13 protein-coding genes are annotated in these 17,041 nt (G+C 62.9%); 12 read left to right on the forward strand and 1 reads right to left on the reverse strand.

The window, feature by feature from the left end; genetic code table 11:
- Position 1: 1 nt before the first annotated feature.
- The 6 genes from O3A94_07315 (at position 2) to ahcY (ending at position 5,489) form a co-directional block, all read left to right on the forward strand.
- Entirely contained in the window at positions 2-466 is a 465-nt protein-coding gene (locus O3A94_07315; protein MDA1356062.1) for an HPr kinase/phosphatase C-terminal domain-containing protein, read from the forward strand.
- Positions 463-1,416 (forward strand): RNase adapter RapZ, encoded by a 954-nt coding sequence (gene rapZ / locus O3A94_07320; protein ID MDA1356063.1) that lies wholly within the window; start codon positions 463-465, stop codon positions 1,414-1,416. The genes O3A94_07315 and rapZ overlap by 4 nt, the downstream gene beginning before the upstream one ends.
- Before the next feature lie 88 nt (positions 1,417-1,504).
- Entirely contained in the window at positions 1,505-1,912 is a 408-nt protein-coding gene (locus tag O3A94_07325) for a PTS sugar transporter subunit IIA (GenBank protein ID MDA1356064.1), read from the forward strand.
- A gap of 22 nt (positions 1,913-1,934) precedes the next feature.
- Complete coding sequence (locus tag O3A94_07330; protein ID MDA1356065.1) at positions 1,935-2,240, forward strand: HPr family phosphocarrier protein; 306 nt, start codon at positions 1,935-1,937, stop codon at positions 2,238-2,240.
- Entirely contained in the window at positions 2,230-4,053 is a 1,824-nt protein-coding gene (gene ptsP / locus O3A94_07335; protein ID MDA1356066.1) for a phosphoenolpyruvate--protein phosphotransferase, read from the forward strand. Before O3A94_07330 ends, ptsP begins: the two co-directional genes overlap by 11 nt.
- A 140-nt stretch (positions 4,054-4,193) precedes the next feature.
- Complete coding sequence (gene ahcY / locus O3A94_07340; GenBank protein ID MDA1356067.1) at positions 4,194-5,489, forward strand: adenosylhomocysteinase; 1,296 nt, start codon at positions 4,194-4,196, stop codon at positions 5,487-5,489.
- 57 nt (positions 5,490-5,546) lie between these two features.
- Here ahcY and O3A94_07345 read toward each other — a convergent pair whose 3' ends face one another.
- Positions 5,547-5,690, reverse strand: coding sequence for a hypothetical protein (locus O3A94_07345; GenBank protein MDA1356068.1), 144 nt, complete (start codon positions 5,688-5,690; stop codon positions 5,547-5,549).
- A 169-nt stretch (positions 5,691-5,859) separates the two neighbouring features.
- On the opposite strand from O3A94_07345, the gene O3A94_07350 reads away from it, so the two are divergent.
- The 6 genes from O3A94_07350 to addA are packed head-to-tail and all read left to right on the forward strand — an operon-like array spanning position 5,860 to position 17,022.
- Positions 5,860-8,286, forward strand: coding sequence for a PAS-domain containing protein (locus tag O3A94_07350; protein MDA1356069.1), 2,427 nt, complete (start codon positions 5,860-5,862; stop codon positions 8,284-8,286).
- Positions 8,287-8,329: 43 nt separating this feature from the next.
- Entirely contained in the window at positions 8,330-8,815 is a 486-nt protein-coding gene (gene tsaE, locus O3A94_07355) for a tRNA (adenosine(37)-N6)-threonylcarbamoyltransferase complex ATPase subunit type 1 TsaE (protein ID MDA1356070.1), read from the forward strand.
- A gap of 5 nt (positions 8,816-8,820) precedes the next feature.
- Positions 8,821-9,816 (forward strand): phosphotransferase, encoded by a 996-nt coding sequence (locus O3A94_07360; protein ID MDA1356071.1) that lies wholly within the window; start codon positions 8,821-8,823, stop codon positions 9,814-9,816.
- Complete coding sequence (locus tag O3A94_07365; GenBank protein MDA1356072.1) at positions 9,816-10,556, forward strand: nucleotidyltransferase family protein; 741 nt, start codon at positions 9,816-9,818, stop codon at positions 10,554-10,556. The genes O3A94_07360 and O3A94_07365 overlap by 1 nt, the downstream gene beginning before the upstream one ends.
- Positions 10,553-13,552, forward strand: a complete 3,000-nt coding sequence (gene addB / locus O3A94_07370; protein MDA1356073.1) for a double-strand break repair protein AddB — start codon at positions 10,553-10,555, stop codon at positions 13,550-13,552. The genes O3A94_07365 and addB overlap by 4 nt, the downstream gene beginning before the upstream one ends.
- Positions 13,549-17,022 carry a double-strand break repair helicase AddA gene (gene addA, locus O3A94_07375; protein MDA1356074.1) on the forward strand — a complete coding sequence of 1,158 codons (3,474 nt, stop codon included), beginning with the start codon at positions 13,549-13,551 and terminating at the stop codon, positions 17,020-17,022. The genes addB and addA overlap by 4 nt, the downstream gene beginning before the upstream one ends.
- The last annotated feature ends 19 nt before the right edge of the window (positions 17,023-17,041 follow it).

Raw genomic sequence — 17,041 nt, forward strand, 5'->3', positions numbered from 1 at the left:
CATGCAAATCAGCCACGCAACCTGTGTTGCGCTGGCGGGCCAGGGCGTGCTGCTGCGGGGGCCCTCCGGCGCTGGAAAATCGGATTTGGCGCTGCGCCTGATCGATGGCGGCGGCGCGCTCGTCGCTGACGATCAAGTGCTCTGCCAGCCTGAAGACGGTACCCTGTTTGCCGCGCCGCCACCGGCGCTTGCGGGGCTGATCGAAATTCGCGGAATTGGCCTGATGCAGCTGCACTATCTGCCACGCGTGGCGCTTGTGCTGGTCGCCGATCTCGTCCCTGCCGATCAGATCGAACGCTTGCCGCCGCCCGCGCGCTGCACCATCGAAGGCATTGAATTGCCGCGCATCGCCGTGATGCCGTTCGAGGCGTCGGCGCCGGCTAAACTCCGCATGACATGCGCGATGCTGGCCCGCGGTGAGGCGTTGGTCGAAGACCTGGCGCCGCGCCTGGCGAGGCCGGCATGAGCGCCACAGCCGCCACAGCGCCGCCGCGCCGCCGCCTTTTGCTGGTCACTGGAATGTCGGGCGCCGGCAAGAGCACGGCGCTGAAAGTGCTTGAAGACAGTGGCTATGAAGTGGTCGACAATTTGCCGTTGTCGCTGCTTTCCAATCTCGTCCGCCCAATGGATTCGGCGCCTGAAGACGCACCCGGAGAGGCACCTGCCGCCCCGCTCAACAGGCCACTGGCGCTGTGTGTGGATGTGCGCACCAGGCAGTTCGACCTGGAGCATTTTGAGCATGATATCGCGCCTTTGCTGGACCGCGACGATGTGGAGGTCACGCTGCTGTTCCTCGACGGCGACGACGAAGCCTTGCGCCGCCGCTTTACCGAATCTCGACGGCCCCATCCGCTGGCCGCAGATCGCCCGGTTATCGACGGCATCCGGCGCGAGCGCGAGCGCCTCGATTGGCTGCGCCGCCGCGCCGATTTGACGATCAATACGACTGAACTCAGCATCCGCGATTTGCGCCGCCTGTTGGTGGGCCATTTCGCGCCGGCCCGCCAGCCTGAACTCAGCGTCTTTGTGATGTCGTTTTCCTATCCGCGCGGCCTGCCGGCGGATGCGGATTTGGTGTTCGACGTGCGCTTCCTGTCCAACCCGCATTATCAGGACAATCTCCGTCCCCTGAGCGGCCTGGATTTGGCCGTCGGCAGGCATATCGAGGCGGACTCGGCCTACGCCACGTTTTTTGCTAGTCTGAAGAACATGCTGATATCGCTCTTGCCCGCCTATGAGCGTGAGGGTAAGTCCTATCTGACGATTGCGGTGGGTTGCACGGGAGGGCGTCACCGCTCTGTATTCGTCGCCGAACGCGTCGCCGAAGCGCTCAAGAAATCCGGCCGCCAAGTCGGCGTCCGCCACCGCGATCTGGAAGGCGGCCCGCAGCCGACGGAAACGGGATCGGGCGTTTAGCACGGCGCGGCGCTCTAATTGAGGGAAGCGACCGTTCGCGCGGATCTGAAACGTAGCGCGCGCGGTATGAAATTGTCTGGGGGAAGAAATGATCGGGCTGGTGTTGGTAACCCACGGCCGTTTGGCTGAGGAATTTGTCGCCGCGACGGAACATGTGGTCGGCCGCCAGCCGAACACGCGCGCCGTTTGTATTGGCGCCGATGACGATATGGAAGTCCGGCGTAAGGATATCCTGGCCGCCATCAGCGAAGTCGATGATGGCCATGGCGTTATCCTGCTGACAGATATGTTCGGCGGCACCCCGTCTAATCTCGCCATCTCGGTGATGGATCAGGCGAAGGTGGAGGTCATCGCCGGGATGAACTTGCCGATGCTGATCAAGCTGGCCAGCGTCCGCGGCGAGAATAATTTGTCCGAAGCCGTCGCTCTGGCTCAGGAGGCCGGGCGAAAATATATCAACGTGGCGAGCAGCCTGTTGGAGGGGGAAAAGCAGTGAACGCCTTGGCGCCGGCCGGCTCATGAGCAGTCACGGCGAAGGCGCGCAGGCGCCTGGCGAATTCGAACGGCGTACCTGTCTGATTGCCAACCGCTTGGGCTTGCACGCCCGCGCCGCGGCAAAGTTCGTGCGTATGGCGGGTGCCTTCGATGCCGAAGTCTGGGTCATTCGCAATGGCAACCGGGTCTCCGGCACCTCGATTCTTGGCTTGATGATGCTGGCCGCGGCGCCGGGAACTGAAATTACGCTGGAAGCTAGAGGTCGTGAGACCGCAGAGATTCTCGCGGCATTGCTCAAATTGGTAGACGATAAATTCGATGAAGATTGACGAGACAGTCCACGGCAAGGGCCGGCCTGAGCTTGCCGACGCCGCTGGCGATGGCGCTGCCGCTCCGGTGTTGGCGGAACTGAAATATTCAGGATTGGGCGTGTCCGCCGGCATCGCGATTGGCCCGGCGCATGTGATGGAGCGCGGCCTGATCGATGTGCCCGACTATTGCGTCACCGACATCGACGCCGAGCTAAAACGTTTTGATGGCGCCGTACAATTTTCGATTAAGCAGGTCGAGAAATTGCGCATTAAGGCGTCGGCGCTGTCCGGGGCGGCGGCGGAGGAACTGACCTATCTGCTCGAAGCGCACCGCCAAATGCTGGCCGGCTCGCGCCTTGTCCGCGGTGTCGAAGACCGCATTCGCAAGGACAAGCTTAACGCCGAAGCGGCCGTGCAGGCCGAGTTGTCGCAAATCGGTCATGCCTTCGCGGAGATTGAGGATACCTATCTCGCCGGCAAGATTCAGGAGGTGCGTGAAGTCAGCGCCCGCCTGGTTCGCAATTTAACCAAAGCGGATTATCAGGCCTTCTCGGGCTTGGTGCCGGGCTCAATTATCATTGCCGAGGAAATTACACCAGCGGATACAGCGTTGATGGATCCGGCGATCGTCGGCGGATTCGCATCCGCCCTCGGTGGCGCCGAAGGGCATACCACGATCATGGCGCGCTCGCTCGGGCTGCCGGCGGTTTTGGGCGTCCCCAACCTTGTGCATGACGTGCGGCCGGGCGATATAATTGTCGTCGACGGCGTGCGCGGCACGGTGATCGTCAATCCAAGCGCGGCAACCATCGCCCGCTTCGAGCGCCGGCGCGAAGCCCTTGCCAGGCGCCAGCGCCAGCTTGAGCGTTTGCGCAGCGTACCTGCCATGACCCGCGATGAAGTGCGCATAACATTGCAGTGCAATTTGGAATTGCCCTCTGAATTGGCCTTGGCCCGTCAAGTCGGCGCCGAAGGCGTCGGCCTGCTGCGCAGTGAATTCCTTTATATGAACCGCGATACATTGCCTAGCGAAGACGAGCAATATGTTGCCTTCAGGGACATCCTCGAAGGCATGGAAGGCCACCCCGTAACCGTGCGCACCCTCGATGTGGGCAGCGACAAACTAGCCTATTCTCTGGGCGAGCATATCAGTCCAAGCGCCAACCCAGCATTGGGTCTGCGCGCAATCCGCCTATCTCTCAAAGTGCGCAAATTGCTCGAAACCCAACTCGCTGCCATGTTGCGTGCGAGCGCGCATGGCAAACTCCGCATCCTGCTGCCGATGATCAATACTTCGAGCGAGATCAAGCGTGTCCGCGAAGCAATGGATAAGGTGGTCCGGCGGTTGGAGCGCAAGCGCGCGGCCATGTCGGACCCGTTGCCCCAACTCGGCATCATGATCGAGACGCCGGGCGCCGCATTGACCGCCGACAGCCTGGCCAAGAATTGCGATTATTTCTCCATCGGTACCAACGACCTCACCATGTATACCCTGGCCGCCGACCGCGGAGACGAGCAGGTGGCGCATCTTTATGACCCGCTGCACCCGGCCGTACTGCGGCTTATCAGATATACTGCGCAAGCCGGCGCCGCTGCCGGAATTCCGGTTAATCTATGCGGTGAAATGGCGGGCGACCCACGCTTAACGGCGCTGCTGTTGGGCTTGGGATTGCGCGACCTTTCAATGTCCGCGCCCAATTTGCCGCGCGTCAAGCAGCGCGTCCTGGGCCTTGAAATGTCGGATGCACAGCGGCGCGCCGAACAAATCATGGAACAATCCGATTCGGGCATCATAGCTGCGCTCCTGGACGATTTTAACACCCTCGAATAGCCGTCAAATAACCGATTTTCCGCCGTGTGCGCCTTGTGTGCCACGGGCGGCGGTGTTACAACGCCGCGCGCGGCAGGAGCGCCGTTTTGGTGCCCGCCACCCTCGTCAAACCCTCAGCCATCTACGCCGGAGAATATTCCATGTCGGACGCTACCGATTTCAAGGTCAAAGACATTTCGCTCGCCGATTGGGGCCGCAAGGAAATCGCCATCGCGGAAACTGAAATGCCGGGCCTCATGGCGCTGCGCCAGGAATTTGGCGCCGCCGCACCGCTTTCCGGCGCGCGCATTCTCGGCTGCCTGCACATGACCATCCAAACCGCCGTCCTCATCGAGACATTGACGGCGCTCGGCGCGACGGTGCGGTGGTCAAGCTGCAATATCTTCTCGACCCAAGATCACGCGGCGGCGGCGATCGCCGTCACCGGCGTGCCGGTGTTCGCCTGGAAGGGCGAGACCGAAGAAGAATATGAATGGTGCATCAAGCAAACCATCGAAGCACCGGACGGCTGGCGGGTGAATATGATCCTCGATGATGGCGGCGATCTGACCAAGATTCTGCATGACAGCTATGGCGACCAGATGGCCGCGGTCAAGGGAGTCTCGGAAGAGACCACCACCGGCGTGCTGCGCCTCTATGACATGGAAAAAGCCGGCACCCTCAAGGTGCCAGCCATCAACGTCAATGATTCCGTCACCAAGTCGAAATTCGACAATCTCTACGGCTGCCGCGAGAGCCTCGTGGACGGCATCAAACGGGCGACCGACGTGATGCTGGCCGGGAAAATAGCGGTGGTGAACGGCTATGGCGACGTTGGCAAAGGCTGTGCGGTTTCGCTGCGCGGCCAAGGCGCTCGAGTGTTGGTGACCGAGGTCGATCCGATCTGCGCCCTGCAGGCTTCGATGGAGGGCTATGAGGTCACCACCATGGACGATGCGGCATCCCGGGGCGATATCTTCGTCACCGCGACCGGCAATTTGGATGTGATTACCCTCGATCACATGCGCCAGATGAAGGACCGCGCCATCGTCTGCAATATCGGCCATTTCGATTCTGAAATTCAGATCGCCGAGCTGCAGAATTACCCCTGGCACGAGGTCAAGCCGCAGGTCGACGAGGTCGAATTTCCCGATGGCAAGCGTTTGATCGTGCTGGCTAAGGGCCGCTTGGTGAATTTGGGCTGTGCTACCGGCCATCCCAGTTTCGTTATGAGCACCTCTTTTTCAAATCAGGTGTTGGCGCAGATGGAACTTTGGGCCAACAACGGGATGTATGAGAACAAGGTCTATACCCTGCCCAAATATCTCGATGAGAAAGTCGCAGCGCTGCATTTGGACAAGCTCGGCGTCAAGCTCACCAAGTTAAGCGATGAACAGGCCAAATATATCGGTGTGTCCGCGGATGGTCCCTTCAAGTCCGATCACTACCGTTATTAACGGTATGGCAACCGTTCTGGGTTAAGGATAGGGGCCCGCCGGGCGGGCCCGCGCACCTTAATCCCCGCCCTCCGGAAGAGAGTCCGTATGATCGTCGGCGCGCGGGTCTAACATAATTTTGCGTGCGCTGTACCAGATCAGAACACCAACGATACCGGTCGAAAGCATGATCAGTAGCGGCAAGGCGAGATCCCAAGTCATTGCTTCTCTCCTTAAAAGTATATTCACCATAAATTGCTCGGCGCAGCAGTGTCGCGCCGACAATGTTGCCCATTTCAACCGAAATCCACGCAGCACGCTTTGAGGTAGATCAAACTGGGCATGCGGTATCTTGTTTGGCATTCAGTTGACCCCTAACATTGGTCTGTCTATGACAGCTCACGGAGCCCTCAGCGCTGTGCGCCGGACGATGGCTGGATTTATGTTTCTGGCTGTCGCTCTGGCTGCCAAGGGCGCATTCGCAGCCTGGCAAGCCGATGACGCGGCGCTCCTTGGCGTGGGCGGTGTCGCTTTGCTTGCATTCGCAGCGGCGATCCATTTCCGCGCCGGGCTTTTGCAGCAACGCATCACCGGCGCAGAACTGCAAAAAACGGCGTTTAGCGCGCGGCGCATGCTCGAATCCGAGCTAAAGACCGCCGGCATTCACATCCTCAACGTTCAGAACCCCGGCGGCAAAGGCGCGGCCACGCGGGAAAGCTTTAAGGAGGCCCTAGGCGAACTATTGTCGGCTGAGGATTGCGTCCAGCTTTTCGCCGCAATTGACGGCCTGGTTGAGAACGGAAAATCGCTGTCTCTGCGTTGCGCCGGACGGATCGACGGCGAGACATATGCGGTCAACGGCTTTGTCGCCGGCGCCGGCGACATCACGCTAATCCTGCGCGATTGCTCCCACGAACGCGCGCAAAGCGCCGAATTGAGCGCCGAGATCGACCATTTGCGGCTCCTTCTCGATGCCGTTGAAATGCCCATATGGCAACGCGCCGCCAATTTGGATTTAAGCTGGTGCAACAAATCCTACGCGCGGCACGTCGATTCGTCGCCGCGCCGCGTGCAACGAGAGCATGGTCCCGAATTGATCTCCGGCGTCGGGCGGGTAGAAGCGCGCGCGCTCGCGCAAGCGGTCGTGCAGGGCCGCATGGTAAATCGCGCCCGCCACCATGTTGTGGTTGGCGGCGAGCGCCGCTATCTGGACATTGTCGAATCGCCTCTTGGCCCCAGTGGCAGTGATGGCGGCGGAACCGTTGGCTGGGCGCACGATATCAGCGACTTGGAACAAGCCGAGGCCGATCTCAAGCGCCACATCGAGGCGCACGCGCAAGTCTTGCAGTCGCTCAACACCTCAATCGCCGTCTATGCGGCCGATACGCGCCTGATATTTTTCAACAGTGAATTCGTCAAATTGTTTGATCTCGACGAGGGTTGGCTGAGCGGCGAGCCGACCTTGTCCGAAGTGCTGGAAGCACAGCGTGAGCGGCGGCGCCTGCCCGAGCAGGCCGATTGGCGTCTCTATAAGAAACGGACGAACGATCTCTTTACCAGCGTCACCGAGCCCGAAGAGGAATTGCTGCACCTGCCGGACGGCTCGACCCTGCGCCATGTCGTACTGCCGCATCCGTTTGGCGGCCTGCAGTTCATGTCGCAGGACGTCACCGATAGATACACTCTGGAGCGCTCCTACAGCACTTTGACGGCGGTGCAGCGCGCGACACTCGACAATCTGTTCGAGGCGGTTGCCGTGTTTGGCGCTGACGGCAAGCTCAAACTGTCAAATCCCGGCTTCGCGACCCTGTGGGAACTCAGTCAGGAGCAATTGGTCGGCGAGCCGCATATAGCCGAAATCACCGAAATGTCGCGCAAATTTATCGATGGCGGCGACGATTGGGAAAATTATAAAACCGTTCATATTGCGCGGATCAGTGAGCGTGAGCGATCGACGATGCGGCTCGAGCGGTGCGATCAGAAAGTGCTGGAGTGCACTTATGTGCCGCTGCCTGACGGCGCGACGCTGATCACCTATCTCGATATCACTGACAGCTTTCAAGTTGAGCGTGCGCTGCGCGACCGCGCGCAGGCGTTGGAAGCCGCTGATCGCCTCAAATCCGAATTTATCGCCAATGTTTCTTACGAGCTGCGCACGCCGCTCAATACGGTTATCGGCTTTACCGAAATTTTGGCCAATCAATATTTCGGCCAGCTCAATGAGCGCCAACAGGAATATGTCTCGGGCATTCTGCAATCCTCTCAGCAATTGCTGTCGCTGATCAACAACATCCTCGATTTAGCCACCATAGAGGCCGGCCTGATGGTGTTGGAGATCGAATCGATCGATGTGCATGCAACCTTATTGAGCATGCTTAATCTGCTCCAGGAACGCGTGCGCTCCAAACAGCTTCAGGTCGCGTTCGACTGCGATCCTGACATCGGCCAGATGGAAGCCGACGAGCGGCGGATTAAACAGATAATCTTCAACCTCCTGAACAACGCGACAAAATATACACCGGCAAGCGGATCGATGACGCTGGGCGCACGGCGCGAGGGCCATGACATCCATGTCTGGGTGTCTGATTCCGGCGTGGGAATTGCCGGTGGGGAACATGGCCAAGCATTCGAGCGGTTTTGGCAGGCCGACAATCCGCTGGCGCGCCAGGGCGGTACCGGGCTTGGCTTGTCGTTGGTCAAGAATTTCGTCGAATTGCATGGCGGCTCCGTGACCTTGGACTCGGCTCTCGAAAAAGGCACGACGGTGACCTGTGTGTTCCCAAGCCGCCAAGCAAGTTCGCGTGCGGCCGAGATTTGAACCGTTGCCGTCACGCCGCCGCAGGTATGCTATGATTTAGGCGATGTCGCATCCTGACGATTTGCATCCCTTCCTTGTGCGGCTCGATGGCCTGAGCGCCACCGACGCGCTCGCCGGCCGCTTGGCACACCTGGCCGAGGCCGGCGATATTATCGGCCTTGCCGGTGATCTTGGTGCCGGCAAAACGACCTTCGCGCGCGCCTTTATTTGTGCCCGGATGGGCCCCGTCGACGTGCCGAGCCCGACATTCACGCTGGTTCAGATTTATGAGAATGATGGCGGCGCGCCGGTTTGGCATTTTGATCTCTACCGGTTGGAGGATTCCGAAGAGATTTATGAGCTCGGCATCGAAGAGGCCTTCGGTAGCGCGATCTGCCTGATCGAGTGGCCGGAAAAAATGGCCGGCAACGAACCGCTGGACTGGTTGGAGATGCGCCTGACTGCGGGCGACAGCGAAACCTCCCGGCGCGCGGCATTCATGGCGCACGGTGCGCGCGCCGCGCACTTGCTGCGCCGCCTCAGGGCATGACGAACTTGGCGCGCGGGGCACCTGAGCGCGGCCGTGAAATAGATCACTTTCTCTCCGCCGCCGGATGGTCCGGCGCGGTGTGCGCGCCGTTGGCCGGCGATGCCTCGGCGCGACGCTATCTGCGCTTGCGGCGCGGGAGTGAAAGCGCCGTGCTGATGGATTCCGGCGCCACAGATATCGGGCCGTTCTGCCATGTCGCGCGGCACTTGCGCGGCCTCGGCTACAGTGCGCCCGGTATTCTGGCCGAAGATAGCGCCGGGCGCTTGTTGCTGCTCGAGGATTTGGGCGATCTCAGTTTTTCGCGCTGCCTCGAAGACCCGAGCGGCCCCGCTGCGGTGATGCTCTATAGCGCCGCCGTCGATCTTCTTGTCGAACTGGGCAGAGCGCCGGTTGGCGCAGGTATTCCGGCCATGGACGCGGATTATCTGGCGGCTGAAATCCGCCTGTTCGCTGAATGGTGGCCGCCCGACGGCAGTGCTGCGCCGGCACGGGCGGCGCAAGTCGATGCTTGGGTTGCGGCATGGCGGGACGCACATGAGCTCGCTCTGATGCCGCCCCAGGGCCTCGCCTTGCGCGATTTTCACGCTGCCAATCTGATGTGGTTGCCGGGCCGCGAAGGGCTCGGCAGGGTCGGCCTGCTCGATTTTCAAGACGCCGTCGCGGCGCCGCTCGCCTATGATCTGATGTCGCTGTTGCAAGATGTCCGCCGCGACGTGCCGGAGGATTTACAGGCGGCGATGATCGCGCGCTTCCTCGCCGCCTTTCCTGAGCTCGACGTCGCGGCGTTCCGCACCGCCTACGCGATCTTGGGCGCCCATCGCAATCTCCGTATCGCCGGCATTTTTTCACGTCTTGCCCGGCGTGATGGCAAGCGCGGTTATCTCGACTATCTGCCACGGGTGTGGCGCTACATCGCCGCCGATCTCCGCCACCCGGCCTTGGCGCCGGTCGCGCAATGGCTCGCCCAACATGTGCCGGCGTCGCAGCGCGGGGGCGGGTGATGAGCACGGATTTTCCAAGCCATGCAATGGTGCTTGCCGCAGGGCTCGGCACGCGCATGCGCGCCGCCAGCGATAGCTTGCCGAAACCGCTGATGTCGTGCGCCGGCAGGCCGCTGATCGACCATGTGCTCGATCTACTGGCTGCCGCCGGCAGTCAATCGGTCGTGGTTAATAGCCATTATCTTGGTGATGTGCTGGCCGCGCATGTTGAAGCGTACGCCGCCCGCCATGCTACACCAGCGATTCGTCTGTCGCCTGAAAAGCAGTTGCTGGATACTGGCGGCGGTGTGGCACAGGCGTTGCCGCATTTGGGCCCGGCGCCGTTTTTTGTGCTCAACAGCGACGCCATTTTGGATAGCGCGACGGCGCTGGGGCGGCTCGCGGCGGCCTGGGACGACGCGCGCATGGATGCGCTGCTGCTGCTCTGCCCCCCGGCGCGCGCGGTCGGCCATTCCGGCGGCGGCGATTTCCACCTCGGCGAGGACGGCCGCCCGGTGCGCGCCATCGGTGCCGCCGACGCGCATATCTTTTGCGGCGTTCAATTGCTTCACCCGCGCCTGTTTCACAATGCGCCGAGCGGCCCCTATTCGCTTAATTTGCATTATGACGAGGCCGCTGCGGCGGGGCGTCTGTTCGCCCTCGAACATGACGGCTGGTGGTATCATGTTGGCACGCCCGAGGCGTTGGCTGAAGCCGGGCGGCGGTTGTTGCAGGCGCGGCGCGAAGGAGCGCGCGAATGAGCGTATTGAATCCAGCGCCGCGCATTTACACCATCGCGCCTGAGTTGCCGTTCGCCGATGCGCTGGTCGATGGCTTGCTGCATGGCGGAATCATCGCGCGCAGCGACGCCGATCCGTTGGCGCTCAGCCGGGTCACGATTCTGCTGCCAACGCGGCGTGCCTGCCGTGCTCTGGCCGAGGCATTCCTGCGCCAATCGGAAAGCGGCGCGCTTCTCCTGCCGCGCATCCGCCCGCTCGGCGATCTTGACGAAGATGAATCCGGCGCTCAAGGGTTGGCCGAGGGCGGCGATTTTCCGCCGGCACTGGCGCCGCTCCGCCGCCAATTCGTGCTGGCGCAGCTTATTCTCGCGCGCGATTCCGATGGCCATATCGATCAGGCAGTTCGCTTGGCGCAGGAGTTGGGCGGTTTTCTCGATCAGGCGCAGAGCGAGCGCCTCGATCTTGCCGGTCTGAACGATCTGGCGCCCGAGCGCCACGCCGCCCATTGGCAGAAGGTGCTCGATTTTCTCAAACTTCTGGTCGTGCATTGGCCAAAGATTCTGGCCGAAAACGATGCCGTCGATATCGCCGCCCGGCGCAACGCGGTACTCGACGGATTGGCCGCGGCATGGCGCGAGAAACCGCCGCTGGAGCCGGTGATCGCCGCCGGCTCGACCGGCAGCCTGCCGGCGACAGCAGATTTGATGGCGGTCGTCGCGCGCTTGCCGGCGGGCTGTCTCGTGCTGCCCGGGCTAGATCAACAATTGGATGAAGACAGTTGGCGCGCCCTGGGGCCGAGCCATCCGCAGTTCGGCTTGAAGCAGCTTCTCGCCCGCATCGGCGCTTCCCGTGACGATGCCCGGCCGTGGCCGGCGCCGTACACATCTGCCGGCTCGACCTCGCGCGCGGCGTTGATTGCCCAAGCCCTGCACCCGGCTGAAACGGTGGGCGCGTGGCGCAGCATGCCGCTGGTCGATCCTGACGCGCTCGAAAATTTTACCCTGTGCGAATGCGCCACCGCGAGCGCCGAGGCCGGTGTGATCGCCCTGCGCTTGCGCGCCAGTTTGATGCGGAAGGACGCCACGGCGGCGCTGGTCACGGCTGATCGGGGACTGGCGCGCCGCGTCGCCACGGAATTGAAAAGATGGCGTATCGAAATCGACGATTCCGCTGGTGCACCGCTTGGCAAAAGCGCGCCGGGCGTGTTTCTCCGTCTCGCCGCAAGATTGATTGCCGAGCGCGCCGCGCCGGTCGCCTTTCTGGCAGCGCTCAAACATCCGCTGGCGGCAGGCGGCGAGGCGCCGGAAGATTTTCGCCGAATGTTGCGCGCCGTCGAGCGCGCGGTGCTGCGCGGTGCCCGTCCCGAGACCGGCCTCGACGGCTTGCGCCACGCTCTCCAGGCGGCGGGCGAGGAACAGGAACAGGCAGCCGATTGGCTCGGCGCCATCGCCGCCGCCGCCCTGCCGTTCACCCAATTGATGGCGGAACGGGTCGCGCTCAAGCAGATCGTGCAGGCGCATGTCGGCTTCGCCGAATGGCTGGCCGCGAGCGCTGCCGAAACGGCCGCCGAACGCCTGTGGTCCGGCGAGGCCGGCGAGGCGGCGGCAGCGTTCATGGCGGAACTGGCTGAAAGCGCCGATCATGCGCCGGCGTTGAACGGTTGGGAATATCCCGCCTTGTTCGATGCCCTGTTGGAAGGCCGCGTCGTGCGACCACGCTATGGCGGCCATCCGAGGCTGTTTATTTGGGGCCCGCTCGAAGCCCGTCTGCAACGTGCCGATGTGATGATTCTGGGCGGTCTCAATGAGGGCAGCTGGCCGCCCGCGCCCGACGCCGATCCGTGGATGAGCCAGGCGATGCGGGCCGAGTTCGGCCTGCCGTCGCACGAACGGCGGATCGGCCTGTCGGCGCATGATTTCGCGCAATGCTGCGCCGCGCCAGAAGTCATGCTGACCCGCGCCCGGCGGGTGGAGGGGGAGCCGACGGTGCCATCGCGCTGGCTGTCGCGCCTGAAGGCCGTGCTCTCGCCGGGCCGCCTCGACACCTTTATCAAACAGGAATCGCGCATCGAACAGGAATCACATGTTTGGCTGCGCTGGCAGGAATTACTCGACGAGCCGGACTCGCCGGCCCAACCCGGCCTCCCGCCGGCGCCGCGCCCGCCGCTCGTCGCCCGCCCGCGCCGCCTTTCCGTGACCCAGATCGAAATCTGGCTGAGTGATCCCTACGCCATCTATGCCCGTCACATTCTCGCCCTGAGGGCACTCGACGAGATCGACGCCGACCCGAGCGCCGCTGACAAAGGCACGATCATTCACGGCATCCTCGATCGCTTCATCGCTGAATTTCCCACAGGTCCCACTCCCGTCCCGTCCGAGGCGCTGCCCCGGCTGCTCGCGCTCGGCCGCGAAGAATTCGCGCGCTTTTCCTCCGTCCCAGGCGTGATGGCCTTTTGGTGGCCACGTTTCGAGCGCATCGCCGTGTGGTTCGTCGCAAACGAAGTTGCTCGACGCCACAGCGCCGCGCCGCTGGCCTCCGAAGTGAGCGGAAAATTGGTTCTCACCGGACCCGAAGGCGATTTTACGTTAACCGCCAAAGCCGACCGCATTGATCGTCTCGCGGCTGGCGGGCTCACTATCATCGACTACAAGACCGGCAACATCCCGAGCGAGAAGCAAGTTGCCGCCGGGCGCCGCCCGCAGCTGTCCCTCGAAGCGCTGATCGCTGAGGCCGGTGGTTTCGAAGGCGTTGCGCGCGACGCCGTCGCCGAGCTCGCCTATTGGAAACTCAATGGCGCCGAGCCGGCGGGCGAGATGCTGCCGCTCAAGAAAAATGATCCGGCGGTGTTGGCGGCGGCGGCCAAGGCCGGCCTGTTGGCATTGATCGCCGAATTCGACAATCCGAATACCCCCTACCATGCCTTGCCGCGCCCTGACGCAAAGCCGAGCTGGAACGATTATGCCCATCTCGAGCGCGTCCAGGAATGGTCGAGCGGCGAGACCGAGGATGAGGCATGACCGAGGCGCAACAAAGCGCCGCCGATCCCGCTGCTTCGGTCTGGGTATCGGCCTCGGCCGGCACCGGCAAGACGAAAGTGCTGACCGACCGGGTGTTGCGCTTGCTGCTGGGCGGCACCGAGCCGGGGCGTATTCTGTGCCTCACCTTTACCCGCGCGGCGGCGGCGGAGATGGCCATCCGCATCACCGGCACGCTCGGCGAATGGACCGCCGCGGGCGACGAAATATTGGATATGGCGCTCCGCGAAATGCTCGACCGCGCGCCCAAGGATTTGGAGTTCCGCCGCGCCCGTATGCTGTTCGCCCATGTGTTGGACACGCCGGGCGGCATGAAGATCCTCACCATTCACGCTTTTTGCCAATCTCTGCTGCGCCGTTTTCCGCTTGAAGCCGGCATCGCGCCGCATTTTGCCGTGGCCGATGACCGCACCGCGCGCGAATTGCTGAACGAAGCGCAGAACCGCCTGTTGCGCCATGCCCGCCAGGGTGAAGACGAAGAGCTCGCCGCCGCGCTCGCCGCTATCACAACGCAAATCGGCGAGGACAGCTTCGCCAGTTTGATGGGCGAATTGACCTCGGCGCGCGACAGGTTGGAGCGTGGCCCCGGCGGCGCCGCGGATAGCGACAAGATGGTGACGGCGATTGCCCGCATGTTGGGCGCCAAGCAAGATGAAAACGAAACGGATCTTGTTCGCTCGGCCTGCGTCGAGAGCGAATTCGAGCGCACGGCGCTGGTCGAGGCCGCCGCGGCGCTGGCGAAGGGCTCCGACGCCGATGCGGTGCGCGGCGGCTTGATCGCCGCGTGGCTGGCCGGTGACGAAACCGCCCGTCGGAACGGGTTTGAAAGCTATTGCCAAATTTTCATCACCCGCGAAGGCAACCCGCGTAAATCTCTGGCGACAAAGCCGGTTCGCGAAGCCGCGCCCGAGGCCGCGGAGGCGCTGGCCAACGAACAGGCGCGCCTGTTGGCATTAGAGGAGCATCGCAAGGCCGTTGCGGTGCTGCACAGTAGCGCTGCACTGATCCGCTTCGGCGCCCGCATGCTGCATTATTACCGCCAGGAAAAGAGCGCCCGCGCGGTTCTCGACTATGGCGATCAAATCATGGAAACGCGCAAACTCCTCGCCGCCGAGGACATCGCGCCCTGGGTGCTCTACAAGCTCGATGGCGGCCTCGACCATATCCTGGTCGATGAATCGCAGGACACCAGCCCGGCGCAATGGTCGGTCATCGCCGCCCTGGCAGAAGAATTTTTCGCCGGCGACAGCGCGCATGAGGATGCCTACGGAGACAGCCAACAGGGCGCCCGCACGATTTTTGCCGTCGGCGATGAAAAGCAATCGATCTTTAGTTTTCAAGGCGCTGACCCGGAAGCTCTGGCCGACATGCGGGCGGAATTCCGCCGCCGGGTGGAAGATGCACGGCGTGAATGGCGCGAAGTGCCGCTTGAGCGTTCGTTCCGCTCGACCGTCGCCGTGCTGGGGGCGGTGGACGCCGTGTTTGCGGGCGCGGACGCCGCAGCCGGCGTGGTGCCGTCGGGCGAGCGCCTGCATCATGACGCCGAACGTATCGGCCAGGCAGGATTGGTCGAAATATGGCCGGTGGCGGTGCCGCTGGCCGGGCCCGAAGAGGCGCCTTGGGCGCCGCCGGTCACACGCCGCGCCGGCGACGATCCGGCTGGGCGGCTGGCGGCGGTGATTGCCGATAAGATTTCCGGCTGGCTGCAAGCCGGGCAAGTCCCGGGCGGCGACGGCTGGTTGGAATCGAAAAACCGCCCCATCCGGGCCGGTGATATCATGGTGCTGGTGCGCCAGCGCGGCAGTTTCGTTGCTGCCCTGGTACGCGCCCTGAAGGCGCGCAATGTCGATGTCGCCGGTGTGGACCGCATGAAATTGACCGAGCAATTGGCGGTGATGGATCTGATGGCGCTCGGCGATTTCCTGCTTCTGCCGTCCGATGACCTCACCCTTGCAGCGCTGTTGAAGGGGCCGTTTATCGGCTTCGACGAGGAACAATTGTTTGATCTTGCCTGGCAGCGCGGCGTGGACAGCCTGTGGCGCCGGTTGACCGCCCGGCGCGCCGAGAATCCGCAATTCACCCGCGCCCATGGCATCTTGAGCGGGCTCCTGGCGACCGCCGATTTTCGCCCGCCGTTTGAATTCTACGCTGAGTTTCTTGGCGCGGGCGGCGGGCGCACCCAGCTTCTTAGCCGCCTCGGCATCGAAGCCGCAGACCCGATAGATGAGTTTCTCTCCGCCGCCTTGGCCTATGAGCGCGCCCACCCGCCGTCTTTGCAAGGATTTCTACACTGGTTGCGCGCGGCGCCAACCGATTTGAAGCGCGATCCCGAGCAGGCCCGCAACGAAGTGCGCGTGATGACCGTGCATGGCGCCAAGGGCCTGCAGTCGCCGATCGTATTTTTGCCCGATACCTTGTCGCTGCCGCATGATCGGCGCTCCATTTTATGGGCAGAAGACAATGCTGTCGGCAGTTCGGGCGCCCTGCCGCTCTGGCCCGGGCGCCGCGCCCGCGAAGAGAGCCTCAGCACCACGCTTCGCGAGCGCGCCCGCAAACGCGATTTGGAGGAATACCGCCGCCTGCTCTATGTCGCCATGACCCGCGCCGAAGACAGGCTCTATGTGTGCGGCTGGCAGGGCACGAGGAGCCCGCCCGACGGTTGCTGGAACCATATGGTGCGCGACGGATTGGCCGCACTGGAAGGGACCGAAGAAATAAATCTTGAATTCGCCAAGGGCGACGGCTGGTCAGGCGACGGTTTGCGTTTCTCCTGCGCGCAGACGGCGGCGGTCGAGCCGGCGACTGAGATGGCGCCGGAAAGCCACGAAATCGACGCATTAAAATCCTATTTTCGCGAGCCCGCGCCGCCCGAACCGAGCCCGCCGCGCCCGCTTGCCCCGTCGCGCCCGATCGACGCACCGCCGCCTGCCCGCGGGCCGCTGGAAGAAGATGGCGCCAGCAGTTTCTTGCGCGGGCGCTTGATTCACCGCCTGCTGGAATTGCTGCCGGAGTTGGAGCCCGAGGCGCGGACCGATTCGGCGCTGCGCTTTCTCGCTCGCCCGTCGCATGGGCTGACAGACCAGGCGCAGGCGGATATTGCAGCGGAAGTCCTTAGTGTTTTGAGCGATGCCCGCGCCCAGGCGCTGTTTGGACCGGACAGCCAGGCGGAAGTGCCGCTCGTGGCAGTGTTGGGAAAGCACGTGATTTCCGGGCAAGTAGACCGGCTGGTCGTTGACGGTGATCGTGTGTTGGTTGTCGATTACAAATCGGGCCGCGCCGCGCCGCCGGATGAATCGGCCATTGCAACAGCCTATTTGGTGCAAATGGCCAATTACCGCGCCGTTCTCCGGGCCATCTTTGTCGGCCGTGAAATTCGCTGCGCGCTTCTGTTTACCGATGGTCCGGCGCTTGTCTGGCTGCCCGATGCTGTGCTCGACACGCACGCACCTTGACGCTCAGCCACACCGCACC

This window comes from Pseudomonadota bacterium, from assembly GCA_027624955.1.
Taxonomy (GTDB): Bacteria; Pseudomonadota; Alphaproteobacteria; order UBA828; family UBA828; genus PTKB01.